At 70.4% G+C, this 13,333-nt stretch carries 10 protein-coding genes; 5 read left to right on the plus strand and 5 right to left on the minus strand.

All coding sequences use genetic code 11. The features are described 5' to 3' along the window. Window positions 1-155 precede the first annotated feature (155 nt). From ACZ4MH_RS18980 to ACZ4MH_RS19000, 5 genes are all read left to right on the plus strand, one after another. Window positions 156-1,856, plus strand: coding sequence for a thiamine pyrophosphate-binding protein (locus ACZ4MH_RS18980; protein WP_351587936.1), 1,701 nt, complete (start codon window positions 156-158; stop codon window positions 1,854-1,856). Window positions 1,857-1,868: 12 nt separating this feature from the next. Then, window positions 1,869-3,113 carry a formyl-CoA transferase gene (gene frc, locus ACZ4MH_RS18985; protein WP_351587939.1) on the plus strand — a complete coding sequence of 415 codons (1,245 nt, stop codon included), beginning with the start codon at window positions 1,869-1,871 and terminating at the stop codon, window positions 3,111-3,113. A 3-nt stretch (window positions 3,114-3,116) separates the two neighbouring features. After that, window positions 3,117-5,309 carry an acetate--CoA ligase family protein gene (locus ACZ4MH_RS18990; protein ID WP_351587942.1) on the plus strand — a complete coding sequence of 731 codons (2,193 nt, stop codon included), beginning with the start codon at window positions 3,117-3,119 and terminating at the stop codon, window positions 5,307-5,309. An 86-nt stretch (window positions 5,310-5,395) separates the two neighbouring features. Next, window positions 5,396-6,784 (plus strand): OFA family MFS transporter, encoded by a 1,389-nt coding sequence (locus ACZ4MH_RS18995; protein ID WP_351587944.1) that lies wholly within the window; start codon window positions 5,396-5,398, stop codon window positions 6,782-6,784. A gap of 1 nt (window position 6,785) precedes the next feature. Beyond that, on the plus strand, window positions 6,786-8,144 hold the full coding sequence (locus ACZ4MH_RS19000) for an OFA family MFS transporter (RefSeq protein ID WP_351587947.1): 1,359 nt from the start codon (window positions 6,786-6,788) through the stop codon (window positions 8,142-8,144). 31 nt (window positions 8,145-8,175) lie between these two features. Here ACZ4MH_RS19000 and ACZ4MH_RS19005 read toward each other — a convergent pair whose 3' ends face one another. The 5 genes from ACZ4MH_RS19005 to ACZ4MH_RS19025 all read right to left on the minus strand — a co-directional run bounded on the left by ACZ4MH_RS19005 (window position 8,176) and on the right by ACZ4MH_RS19025 (window position 13,333). Then, complete coding sequence (locus ACZ4MH_RS19005; RefSeq protein WP_351587950.1) at window positions 8,176-8,562, minus strand: chorismate mutase; 387 nt, start codon at window positions 8,560-8,562, stop codon at window positions 8,176-8,178. A gap of 144 nt (window positions 8,563-8,706) precedes the next feature. Further along, window positions 8,707-9,777, minus strand: a complete 1,071-nt coding sequence (locus ACZ4MH_RS19010; protein ID WP_467754583.1) for a sugar phosphate isomerase/epimerase family protein — start codon at window positions 9,775-9,777, stop codon at window positions 8,707-8,709. A 20-nt stretch (window positions 9,778-9,797) separates the two neighbouring features. After that, complete coding sequence (locus ACZ4MH_RS19015; protein WP_351598637.1) at window positions 9,798-11,228, minus strand: alkaline phosphatase family protein; 1,431 nt, start codon at window positions 11,226-11,228, stop codon at window positions 9,798-9,800. Continuing rightward, window positions 11,225-12,469, minus strand: a complete 1,245-nt coding sequence (gene eboE, locus ACZ4MH_RS19020) for a metabolite traffic protein EboE (RefSeq protein WP_351598635.1) — start codon at window positions 12,467-12,469, stop codon at window positions 11,225-11,227. The genes ACZ4MH_RS19015 and eboE overlap by 4 nt, the downstream gene beginning before the upstream one ends. A gap of 15 nt (window positions 12,470-12,484) precedes the next feature. Continuing rightward, complete coding sequence (locus ACZ4MH_RS19025) at window positions 12,485-13,333, minus strand: TatD family hydrolase (RefSeq protein WP_351598633.1); 849 nt, start codon at window positions 13,331-13,333, stop codon at window positions 12,485-12,487.

Genomic DNA, 13,333 nt, shown 5'->3' on the forward strand with positions numbered 1-13,333 from the left:
CCCTGGACATCGATCAGCCGATGCGGGATAACAAGGTTCATACAGTATTCGTCGACTGTATGCAATCGACCGGCCAATGACCGAACCTGCCTCCCCGGGACCGGTCTTGGAGCAGTTCGGCCCGGTCGCCGACCCTACGAAGGGACGCGTTTCACATGCCCGACGACAACCAGGACCCCCAGGGCACTCAGGACCTCATCTCCGGCGGGCACTTGGTCGCCAAGGCGCTCAAGGCGGAGGGCGTCGACGTCATCTACACGCTCTGCGGCGGCCACATCATCGACATCTACGACGGCTGCGTGGACGAGGGCATCGACGTCGTCGACGTACGGCACGAGCAGGTCGCGGCGCACGCCGCTGACGGTTACGCGCGGATCACCGGCAAGCCCGGATGTGCCGTGGTCACCGCCGGACCCGGTACGACCGACGCGGTCACCGGCGTCGCGAACGCCTTCCGCGCCGAGTCGCCGATGCTCCTGATCGGCGGGCAGGGCGCCCATACGCAGCACAAGATGGGGTCGCTGCAGGACCTGCCGCACGTGGACATGATGGCGCCGATCACCAAGTTCGCCGCCACCGTGCCGGACACGGCGCGCGCCGCCGACATGGTGTCGATGGCGTTCCGGGAGTGCTTCCACGGCGCGCCCGGGCCGTCCTTCCTGGAGATCCCGCGCGATGTGCTGGACGCGAAGGTGCCGCGTGAGAAGGCCCGGGTGCCGAAGGCCGGGCAGTATCGTGCCTCCACGCGTACGGCGGGTGATCCGGAAGCCGTCGAGCGGCTGGCCGATCTGCTGGCGCACGCGGAGAAGCCGGCGATCCTGCTGGGCAGCCAGGTGTGGACGACGCGCGGCACCGCCGCCGCTGTGGAGCTCGTACGGACGCTGAACGTACCGGCGTACATGAACGGCGCGGGGCGCGGCACGCTGCCGCCCGGCGATCCGCACCACTTCCAGCTCTCCCGGCGGTATGCGTTCGCCAACGCGGATCTGATCGTGATCGTCGGCACGCCTTTCGACTTCCGTATGGGGTATGGGAAGCGTCTGTCGCCCGATGCCACCGTCGTCCAGATTGATCTGGACTACCGGACCGTGGGGAAGAACCGCGACGTCGATCTGGGGATCGTGGGGGACGCCGGGCTCGTGCTGTCGGCCGTCACGCAGGCCGCGTCGGGGCGGCTGAACGGCGGGGCGAGCAAGCGGAAGGAGTGGATCGAGGAGCTGCGGACGGCGGAGCGTACGGCGTTGGAGAAGCGGCTTCCGCAGTTGCGGTCGGACGCCGATCCGATCCATCCGTACCGGCTCGTGAGCGAGATCAACGACTTTCTGACGGAGGACTCGATCTACATCGGGGACGGGGGCGACATCGTCACCTTCTCCGGGCAGGTCGTGCAGCCGAAGTCGCCGGGGCACTGGATGGACCCGGGGCCGCTGGGGACGCTCGGCGTCGGCGTGCCGTTCGTCATGGCGGCGAAGAAAGCGCGGCCGGACAAGGAGGTCGTGGCGCTCTTCGGGGACGGCGCGTTCTCGCTGACGGGGTGGGACTTCGAGACGCTCGTCCGCTTCGACCTGCCGTTCGTCGGGATCGTCGGCAACAACTCCTCGATGAACCAGATCCGTTACGGGCAGCGCGCCAAGTACGGGGACGCGCGGGAGCGGGTCGGCAACACCCTCGGGGACGTGCCGTACGACCAGTTCGCGCGGATGCTCGGCGGTTACGGCGAGGAGGTGCGCGACCCGGCGGACATCGGGCCGGCGCTGCAACGCGCCCGGGAGTCCGGCAAGCCGTCGCTGATCAACGTCTGGGTCGACCCCGACGCGTACGCCCCCGGAACCATGAACCAGACGATGTACAAGTGAGGTGACCGCGCGGTGACAAGTCACGGTGGAACCAAGGCACTTGAAGGCATTCGCGTCCTCGACATGACGCATGTGCAGTCCGGCCCGTCCGCCACGCAGCTGCTCGCCTGGCTGGGTGCCGACGTGGTCAAGCTGGAGGCGCCGAGCGGCGACATCACCCGCCGGCAGCTGCGCGACCTGCCCGACGTCGACTCCCTCTACTTCACGATGCTCAACTGCAACAAGCGGAGCATCACGCTCAACACGAAGACGGAGCGCGGCAAGGAGATCCTGACCGAGCTGATCCGGCGCTCCGATGTGATGGTGGAGAACTTCGGGCCGGGCGCGGTGGACCGTATGGGGTTTACCTGGGACCGCATACAGGAGATCAATCCGCGGATCGTCTACGCCTCCATCAAGGGGTTCGGTGAGGGCCCGTACACCAATTTCAAGGCGTACGAGGTGGTCGCCCAGGCCATGGGCGGGTCGATGTCGACCACGGGCTTCGAGGACGGCCCGCCGCTCGCCACCGGCGCCCAGATAGGCGACTCCGGGACCGGGATCCACGCCGTCGCGGGGATTCTCGCCGCCCTCTTCCAGCGGGAGAACACCGGTCGCGGGCAACGCGTGAACGTGGCGATGCAGCACGCCGTACTGAACCTGTGCCGGGTGAAGCTGCGCGACCAGCAGCGCCTCGCGCTCGGGCCGCTCGCCGAGTATCCGAACGAGGACTTCGGGGACGAAGTGCCGCGCTCCGGGAACGCCTCCGGCGGCGGGCAGCCCGGGTGGGCCGTCAAGTGCGCGCCGGGCGGGCCGAACGACTACGTGTACGTCATCGTGCAGCCCGTGGGCTGGCGGCCGGTCACCGAGCTGATCGGCCGCCCTGAACTCGCCGACGATCCCGACTGGGCGACTCCCGAGGTACGCCTTCCCAAGCTCGGGAAGATGTTCCAGCTGATCGAGGAGTGGTCCTCGACGCTGCCCAAGTGGGACGTCCTGGAGCGGCTGAACGCCCACAACATCCCGTGCGGTCCGATCCTGTCCACCAAGGAGATCATCGAGGACGCCTCGCTGGTCGCCAACGAGATGGTCGTCGAAGTCCCGCACCCCGAGCGCGGCACCTTCACCACCGTCGGCTCGCCCCTGAAGCTGTCCGACTCCCCTGTCGACGTCGAGCGCTCACCGCTGCTCGGCGAGCACAACGAAGCGGTGTACGTCGGCGAACTGGGGCTGGGCGACGAGGAAGTGGCACTGCTCAAGGCGAACGGAGTGATCTGACCGATGGCGCAGGACACGACGACAGAGGCGGCGGCCACAGGCGGTGCCGCGCCCGCGTACGACAAGGACGCGGTGCGGGCCGTGCTGCAGGCCGCGCGCTCCGAGGGGCGGACCGCGCTCACCGCTCCCGAAGGCAAGCTGCTCACGGACGCGTACGGGATTCCGACGCCGGCCGAGGGGCTGGCGGAGTGCGCGGACGACGCGGTCGCGCTGGCGGACCGGATCGGCTTCCCCGTGGCACTCAAGATCGTCTCGCCGGACATCCTGCACAAGACGGATGCGGGCGGGGTGCGGGTGGGCCTGAACTCCGCGGCGGAGGTGCGCGGCGCCTTCACGGCGATCGTGAGCAACGCCCGGGCGTACGCCCCGGCGGCCCGGATCAGCGGCGTGCAGGTGCAGCAGATGGTGCCCGAGGGCGGTCAGGAGGTGATCGTCGGGGCGGTCACCGATCCGACCTTCGGGAAGGTCGTGGCCTTCGGGCTGGGCGGGGTGCTCGTGGAGGTGCTGAAGGACGTCACCTTCCGGCTGGCGCCCGCCTCGCACGCGGACGCGGAGTCGATGCTGGACGGCATCCGGGCGGCGGAGGTGCTGCGTGGCGTACGGGGCCGCCCGGCCGTGGACCGCGCGGCGCTCGCCGACCTGATCGTACGGGCCTCCCGGCTGGCCGCTGACTTCCCGGAGATCGCGGAGGTCGACCTCAATCCGGTGTTCGCCTCGGCGGACGGGGTGGTCGCCGCCGATGTGCGCGTACTGCTCAGCGAAGGTCCCGCCAAGGAGCGCCGGCGCTACTCGCGCGAGGAGATCCTGGGCGCGATGCGGCGGCTGATGCGGCCGCGGTCCGCCGCGGTCATCGGCGCGTCCGGCGAGCCGGGGAAGATCGGCAACTCGGTGATGCGCAACCTCATCGACGGCGGCTTCCCCGGGGACATTTACCCGGTGAACCCCAAGGCCGATGACATCCTCGGCCGCAAGGCGTACAAGACAGTGATGGATGTGCCGGGAGAGGTGGATGTGGCGGTCTTCGCCATACCCGCGAAGTTCGTGCCCGCGGCCCTGGAGGAGGTCGGCCGCAAGGGGATACCGAACGCCGTGCTGATCCCGTCGGGCTTCGCGGAGACCGGCGAGCACGCGCTGCAGGAGCGGATCGTGGCGATCGGCGAGGAGTACGGCGTACGCCTGCTGGGGCCGAACATCTACGGCTACTACTCCACCTGGCAGGATCTGTGCGCGACCTTCTGCACCCCGTACGACGTGAAGGGGTCCGTCGCGCTGACCTCGCAGTCCGGTGGCATCGGCATGGCGATACTGGGCTTCGCCCGGTCCACGAAGACCGGTGTCTCGGCGATCGTCGGGCTCGGCAACAAGTCGGACGTGGACGAGGACGACCTGCTCACCTACTTCGGCGAGGACGAGAACACCAAGTGCATCGCGATGCACCTGGAGGACCTCAAGGACGGCCGTGCCTTCGTCGAGGCGGCGCGGGAGACCGTGCGCAAGAAGCCGATCGTGGTGCTCAAGGCGGGGCGTACGAGCGCGGGGGCGCGGGCCGCGGGCTCGCACACCGGCGCGCTGGCCGGCGACGACGCGGTGTACGACGACATCCTGCGGCAGGCGGGCGTCATCCGGGCCCCGGGCCTGAACGACATGCTCGAGTACGCGCGAGCGCTGCCCGTGCTGCCCACGCCGCAGGGTGACAACGTCGTCATCATCACCGGCGCCGGCGGCTCCGGGGTGCTGCTCTCCGACGCGATCGTGGACAACGGGCTGTCGCTGATGGAGATCCCGGGCGACCTGGACGCGGCCTTCCGGCGCTTCATCCCGCCCTTCGGCGCGGCGGGCAACCCCGTGGACATCACCGGCGGCGAGCCTCCGTCGACCTATGAGGCGACGATCCGGCTGGGCATGGAGGACCCGCGCATCCACGCGCTGGTGCTGGGTTACTGGCATACGATCGTCACCCCTCCCATGGTCTTTGCCGAGCTAACGGCCCGCGTCGTCGCGGAGTTCCGCGACCGGGGCATCGAAAAGCCGGTGGTGGCGTCGCTCGCCGGAGACACCGAGGTCGAGGAAGCCTGCGCGTACCTCTTCGAGCGCGGGGTGGTCGCGTACCCGTACACCACCGAGCGCCCGGTCGCGGTGCTCGGCGCGAAGTACCGCTGGGCACGGGCGGCGGGGCTGCTGGGAGGCGCGTCATGACGTGACCCGGTGGTGCGAGTCCCGCGAGCACGAAGAGAACCGGACAGGGGGCGCTGGCCAGGCTTCTTCGACGCAAGGGGTTCGACATGACAACAACCGATGCCCCAGCGGGTGCCCCGTACCGGGAGGTGCGGGACCGCAACGGACGGGTGTACCGGATCGGCGAGCGCGACCGGGACATCCTGGGCCGGCCCCGCTGGACGATGGTGCTCCTCCCGTGGGTCGGCATGATGGGCATCAGCTCGTCGGAATACGCCTTCACCTCGGCCGAGGACACCCTGCACGACGCGCATCTGTGGAGCAGCGGGCACATCTTCTGGCTGCTGGGTGTGTGGGTGTTCTTCCAGGCGGCGGTGGCGTTCCCGGCGGGGAAGCTGCGCGAGAGCGGCCGGCTGCCGGCCCGTAACGCCATGATGCTGGGCGCCGTGGGGACGTTTCTGGGGTACCTCTCCCTGGCGTACGCCCCGCACGTCGTCGTCGCGTACATCGGCTTCGGCGCGTTCAGCGGGACGGGCGCCGGGCTGGTCTACGCGACCTGCGTGAACATGGTCGGCAAGTGGTATCCGGAGCGCAAGGGCGGCAAGACGGGCCTGGTCAACGGCGGTTTTGCGTACGGCTCCGTGCCATTCGTCTTCCTCTTCACCGCCTATCTGGACCTCAGCAACTACCAAGTGGTGCTGGTCTCCGTCGGCGCGGTGCTGCTGGTGATCGTGGCGAGCGCCGGGTGGTTCTTCAAGGACCCGCCGAAGAACTGGTGGCCGGAGCACGTCGACCCGCTGTCGGTCTCCGACGACCCGCGGATCCGGCGAGCGCTCGCGAAGAACCCGCCGGCGGTCAAGCAGTACACGCCCGCCGAGGCGGCCCGCACGCCCGCCCTGTGGATGATGTGGTTCTGCCTGCTCTGTACGGCCGGCATCAACATCTTCGGCATCGCCTTCCAGGTGCCCTTCGGGAAGGACATGGGCTTCGCGGGCGGCATCGTGGCCACCGCGATGTCCCTGAAGGCGATCGTCAACGGCACCGGGCGCGGCGTCATCGGCTGGATCTCCGACCGGTACGGGCGGCGCAACACGCTCATCTTCGTGTGCCTGGTGCTGGGCAGCGCGCAGATCGGCGTGCTCGTCTCGGGGACGCTGCAGAGCCTGCCCTTCTTCTTGATCTGTTCGATGGTCTCCGGATTCGGCGGCGGCGCGATCTTCCCGCTGTTCGCCGCGATGACCGCCGACTTCTTCGGTGAGAACAACAACGCCACGAACTACGGGATGGTCTACAGCTCCAAGCTCGTCTCCGGGCTGGTCGGCTCGGGCCTGGGCGCGGTCGTGGTGGGTGCCTGGGACTACCGGGGCGCCTTCGTGCTCGCCGGCGGCATCGGCTTCTTCTCGGCCGTGCTGGCCGTGTTCCTGCGCCAGCCGGGCCGGCCGGCCGTGCGCGCCATCCAGCCCAATCCGCGTCCGATCAGCAGGGAGGCGATGTGAGATGACCGCAGAGGACATCACGGCCCCGAGAGCGGGCCGGGTACGTGACCTCACCGACGCGCAGGGCCGGGTCTACCGGGTCGGTGTCACGGACCGGGAGATCCTGGGCTATCCGCGCTGGACCATGGTGCTGCTGCCTTGGGTGGCCATGATGGGCATCAGCGTGTTCGAGTACGCCTACGGGGCCGCCGAATCGACGCTCTCCGAGGCGCACCACTGGAGCCACACCGGAACGTTCTGGGTGCTGAGCGTGTGGGTCTTCTTCCAGGCGACGGTGGCCTTCCCGGCCGGCCGGCTGCGCGAGAAGGGCGTACTGACCAGCCGGGCGGCGATGCTGGCCGGCTCGGGCCTGGCGCTGCTGGGCTTCGTGAGCCTCGCGCACGCGCCGTCCCTGTGGTGGGCGATCGTCGGCTTCGGTGTGCTCGGCGGTACCGGCTCCGGCCTGGTGTACGCGACGTGCATCAATACGGTCGGGAAGTGGTATCCGGAGCGGCGGGGCGGCAAGACGGGTTTCGTCAACGGCGGCTTCGCCTACGGTGCGGTGCCGTTCATCTTCCTCTTCTCGTACGGCTTCGATGCCGGGAACTACCGCGGGGTGCTGGACCTGGTGGGCCTGTACGTGCTGCTGGTGACGGCGGTGGCGGGGATGTTCTTCAAGGACCCGCCGAAGAACTGGTGGCCGGATCACGTCGACCCGCTCGCGCGTCCCCGTACGGGGCGGACGGCGCAGGCGCTGCGCAAGAACCCGCCGGCAGCGGGTCAGTTCACGCCCCGCGAGGCGGTGCGTACCAAGATGCTGCCCCTGATGTGGGCGTGCCTGCTGTGCACCGCGGGTGTGTCGATCTTCGGCATCTCCTTCCAGGTGCCGTTCGCCAAGGACGTCGGCTTCGGCCCACTGGTCGCGGCGTCCTCCATGGGCATCATGTCGGTGGTCAACGGCACCGGGCGCGGCGTCGTGGGCTGGCTCTCGGACCGCCTCGGGCGGCGACTGACGCTGACCTACGTGTGCCTCGTCCTCGGGCTCGCGCAGTTCGGCGTCCTGTGGGCGGGCGAGAGCGCCAACCAGCCGCTGTTCCTGGTCTTCGCCTTCGTGTCCGGCTTCGGCGGCGGCGCGTTCTTCCCGCTCTTCGCCGCCCTCGTACCGGACTACTTCGGCGAGAACAACAACGCCTCCAACTACGGCCTGGTCTACAGCTCGAAGCTGGTCTCCGGGCTGCTGGGCGGCGGCCTGGGCGCCGCGGTGGTGGCCGCCTGGGGCTACGACGGCGCGTACGCCACAGCGGGCTGTGTGGGGCTGCTGGCGGCCGTGCTGTCGCTGTTCCTGAAGCGGCCGGCGGAACGGGCGGGGGTGGCGGGCTGACCCCGTAGGGCGGGGCGCGGCACGGCGGCTGTCAGCCGCCGTGCGCCGCGTCCCCTCCCGCGTTCTGCGCGATCGCTTTGTGGTGCCGGACGACCTCTTCGATGATGAAGTTGAGGAACTTCTCGGCGAATGCCGGATCGAGTTTGGCGTCCTCGGCGAGCCGGCGCAGCCGGTCGATCTGCGTGGCCTCACGGGCCGGGTCGGCGGGCGGCAGGCTGTGCCGGGCCTTGAGCTCGCCGACCTGCTGCGTGCACTTGAAGCGCTCGGCGAGCAGGTGCACCAGGGCGGCGTCGAGGTTGTCGATGGAGCCGCGCAGGTACAGCAGCCGCTCCCGCGCCGCCTCGTCCGATACGGAGGCCGCGTCGGAGCGCGGTTCTCCGCCGGCCGTGGTCGGCGCGGCGGGCGTCCACTCGCTCATGTGGTGTCGCCAATCTGGGTCGGGTAGTGCGTGATCGTGGGGCACATTACCCGGCCCGGACGAGGAGCACGTAAGGGACGGAACCGCCGTCTCACGGAGTGGTTGCCTCAGGCGGCGGCCGGCCGTCCTGCGCCGGAGTCGTGGCTATCCCCGCAGGTGGCGGAGGTGGGACGCGGAGCGGCGGGCCGTGGTGAGGGAGCCGGCGGGGTTGGCGGCGGGGTCGACGGCGTCGTCTCGTTCAACGATCCAGTTGTGGTACTTGCGGTTGGGCAGGCGGCCCACGCGGCTCAGGAAGTGCCGGTAGTCGATGTCGCCGTCGCCCACGTCCACCATGTGGTAGCCGTCGCGTGCCGCCTCGTCGTGCTCGCCGTCCTTGACGTGGAAGAGCGGGTAGCGGGCGGGGTCGGCGAGGACGTAGTCGAGCGGTTCGAAGGGCGCGGGCGTGCCGTCGGGCCGCTTGGAGAAGCGGTACTGGGCGACATAAGCCCAATAGATGTCCATTTCGAGACGCACGAGGCTGGAGTCGGTCTCGGCCAGGAGGACGTCGTAGAGCCGCACCTTCGGGTTGTCCGTGGCGAAGGCGAACTCGTCCGCGTGATTGTGCTGGTAGAAGTGCATGCCGCGGGCCTTGGCCGCCGCCCCGTAGGCGTTGAAGTCCGCGGCCGCGCGCTTCCAGCCGTCGACGGTGTTCCCGTAGCGGTTGGGCCCGGAGGCGGTGCCCACGTACGGCAGGCCGAGGGCCTGGGCGTCGTCGAGCACCTTGGTGAGGTTGGTGGCGAAGGTGTACGCCTTCGGGTCGGACGAGTAGTAGCCGACGTGGCTGCCGATGCCGCGCAGCCCGTTGTCCTTCATGAGGCGCTTGAGCTGCGCCAGGGTGATGGCGCCGGCCGAGCCCTGGGTGTAGCCCGCGAACTCCACCTCGTCGTATCCGTAGCGGGCCAGCTCTTCGAAGACTCTGGCGAAGCCGACGGAGGCCGTCTGGTCGCGGAGCGTGTAGAGCTGGATGCCGAGGCGGCCCGGCGGAACGACGGGGCGGTGGCCGTCGGCCGTGGCGGGGCCGGTGCGCGGGCCGGACTGGGCGGCCTGGGCCGGCTGGGCGCCGAGGACGGCGGCCGCCGTGGCGCCGGCGGCCACGCCGAGGAACCCGCGGCGGGCGAGCCGGCGCGCGAGCTCGGGGTTGCGGGAGGTGCGCGGGTTGGGAACGTCGCTGGTCATTACGGCTCCAAGGTCGATTGTCAGTGCCGTGCGGCAAGCTTGAGGAGCAAGGACTTCACGTCGGTCGCAGCGAGGGGGGTGGTGAGCGTGCCTGCGGTGGAGCAGATCAGGACGGGTCCGTCGTCCTCGTGGTCCGGGATACGCCCGTGACTGCCGCGCACGGGCTCGGGATCGAGGGGGACGACGGCCATGCGGTAGCGCATGCCGGTCTTCTTGCGGGCGAGCGCGGTGGCGGCGCGTAGCCGTACGTAGGGGTCGCGCGGGTCCATGAAGAGCTCGGCGGGGTCGTAGCCGGGCTTGCGGTGGATCTCGACGAGGCGCGCGAAGTCCGGCGCCCGGGCGTCGTCGAGCCAGTAGTAGTACGTGAACCACGCGTCGGGTTCGGCGACGGCGACGAGTTCGCCGGCGCGCGGATGGTCCAGCCCGTGCTGCTTCTTGCCCGCGTCGTCGAGGAGTTCGCCGAGCCCCGGGAGGTCCGCGAGCGCTTCCCGGGTCGCGTCGAGGTCTTCGGGGCGGCGTACGTAGACGTGCGCGATCTGGTGATCCGCGACGGCGAAGGCGCGGGACGCGGTCGGGTCGAGGTACTCCATCCCGTCCTGGGTGTGCACCTCCAGCAGGCCGGCCCGGCGCAGCGCGCGGTTGATGTCGACGGGACGGCGGGCGCGGGTGATGCCGTATTCGGACAGGGCGACGACGGTGACGCCGGCCGCGCGGGCGTCGTCGAGGAGGGGCGCGATGACGGCGTCGAGTGCGGCGGCGGCCGCGTGCGAGCGGGGGTCGTCGGGCCCGTAGCGCTGGAGGTCGTAGTCCAGGTGCGGGAGGTAGGTGAGAGTGAGGTCGGGGTGGCGGGTGCGCAGGATGTGGCGGCTGGCGTCGGTGATCCATTGAGAGGAGGCGATCGAGGCCGTGGGCCCCCAGTAGGTGAAGAGCGGGAAGGGGCCGAGCAGTTCGGTCAGCTCGTCGTGGAGGGCGGGCGGCCGGGTGTAGCAGTCGGGTTCCTTGCGGCCGTCGGCGTAGTAGATGGGCCGGGGCGTGACGGTCCAGTCGACGTCCGCGCCCATGGCGTACCACCAGCAGATGTTGGCGACGGTGTAGCCCGGGTGGGCGCGGCGGGCCGCGTCCCAGAGCTTGTCGCCGCCCACGAGGGCGTTGTGCTGCCGCCAGAGGTGGACCTCGCCGACGTCGCGGAAGTACCAGCCGTTGCCGACGATGCCGTGCTGGGAGGGCGGCGCGCCGGTGAGGAAGGTCGACTGGACGGTGCAGGTGACGGCCGGCAGGACGGTACGCAGCGGGGTGTACGAGCCGGCCGCGGCCAGCGCCTTGAGGTGCGGCATGTGGTCGAGGAGCCGGGGGGTGAGGCCGACGACGTCGAGGACGAGGAGGGGCTGGGGCGGCGCGGCGTCTGTGGACGGCGCCGCGGTGTCTCCGGGGCTGCTCTCGTGCGCGGTCATGGCAGCTCCTTGAGGCCGAGGTCGGTCAGCAGGTCGCGGGCGAGGGCGAGTTCGGCGGCGATGCCGTCGGCGAGCCGGGCGCGGGTGCGCGGCCGCAGCTCGGGCGGCAGCGCCTGCCAGGTGTACGTCTCGACCTCCAGGTGGTGGGTGCGCGGTGGCGCGGCCGGGCCGACGAGATGGGCGAGGGTGTCCTGGAGTACGGGGAGGGTCGAGGTGAGCGGGGGCTGCGGCGGCGCGTGCAGCGGTACGTGGAAGTGGGCGCGCCAGGGGGCGGTGGTGGGAAGCCCCGTCCGCTCCCCCACGCCGTCGCCGAGCACCTCGCCGAGCCCGTCGTCGAGCGCATCGCCGAGCGCCTCGTCCAGGTCGTCCGTGGCGAGAAGGAGGCCGTCGGCGTTCCGGGTGCGGGTCTGGTGCAGGAAGCGGGGCTCGGCGAAGGCGCCGAGCGCGGCGCGGACGTCGGCCCGTTCGGGGTGTTCGGCGTGCAGGGCGGCGGACAGCTGCGTCTTGACGACGGGGATGCCCGCCCGGTGCAGCGCGTCCAGGGCCGGTCCCGGTTCCTCGAAGGAGGTGGCGAGGTGACAGGTGTCGACGCAGACGCCGATGCGGTGGGGCGGGATGCCCGGAATGGCCGGCGCGCCGGTCAGCGCGCCGAGGGCATCGGCCAGGGTCTCGATCGTGCAGCCGGGCTCCGGCTCCAGGCCGACGCGGATGCTGCGGCCGGTGGTGTCCTGGAGCGCGTCCAGGCGCGCGGCGAGAGTGCGGAGCGCGGCCATCGCGGTCGCACGCCGGTGCTCGTCGAAATCCGTACGCCAGGCGAGCGGCAGAGTGGAGATGGTGCCCTCGGCGGCGTCGTCCGGGAGCAGTGCGGTCAGCAGCCGGGCGAGGTCGGCCGTGTACTCCAGCCGGGCCGGCTCGGTCCAGTCCGGCCGGTAGACCCGGTACTTGACGCGGCTGTCACCGAACCCCTCGTACGGGAATCCGTTGAGGGTGACGACCTCGAGGCCGCGCGCGTCCAGCTCCCGGCGCAGCCGGCGGAGCGCCACGGGGTCAGATGTCAGCGCGCGGGCCGCGGCGCGGGCGAGCCAGAGTCCGATGCCGAGCCGGTCCCGGCCCAGCCGTTTGCGTACGGGCTCACAGTGGTCGCGCAGCTGGGCCAGCACGCCGTCGAGCGTCTCGGCGGGGTGGACGTTGGTGCAGTACGCGAGGTGGACGGTGGAACCGTCGGGGTGCCGGAAGCGCATGGGTCCGCCGCCTCCTCATTCCCCGCCGCGGAGGATGGAGTTGCCCTCGTGGAGGGCGCCGGGGTCGGCGATGTCGAGGGAGAGCCGGCCGCTCTGGCCGTAGAAGGCGACGGGGTTGCGCCACAGCACCTGATCCACGTCGTCGTCGGAGAATCCGGCGGCGCGCATCGCCTCGCCGACGTGCCGCGTCTTGAGCGGGTCGCTGCGGCCCCAGTCCGCCGCGGAGTTGACGAGGATCCGCTCCGTGCCGTGCACGCGGAGGATCCGCACCATCCGTTCCGGGTCCATCTTGGTGTCCGGATAGATGGAAAAGCCCAGCCAGCAGCCACTGTCAGTGGCGTCCCCTACCGTTGTCTCATTGAGATGGTCCAGGACGACGTGATCGGGGGGCAGGTCGGATTCGCGCAGGACGTCGAGGGTGCGTTTGAGCCCGGCGGACTTGTCGCGGTGGGGGGTGTGGACGAGGGCCGGGAGGCCGTGGTCCGCGGCCAGTTGGAGCTGGGCGGCCAGGGCGGTGTCCTCGGCCGGGGTCATCGAGTCGTAGCCGATCTCGCCGACGGCGACGACCGAGTCTTTTACGAGGTAGCGGGGCAGGGCGTCGAGGACGGGGGTACAGCGGGGGTCGTTCGCCTCTTTGGGGTTGAGCGCGATGGTGCAGTGATGGGCGATGCCGTGCTGGGCGGCCCGGAAGGGCTCCCAGCCGAGAAGGGAGTCGAAATAGTCGAAGAAGCTCTCCGGTGAGGTCCGCGGCTGCCCCAGCCAGAAGGCCGGTTCGACGAGGGCACGCACGCCGGCCGCGTACATGGCCTCGTAGTCGTCGGTGGTGCGGGAGGTCATGTGGATGTGCGGATCGAAGATACGCAT

It is taken from the genome of Streptomyces sp. NPDC026301 (genome assembly GCF_055567935.1).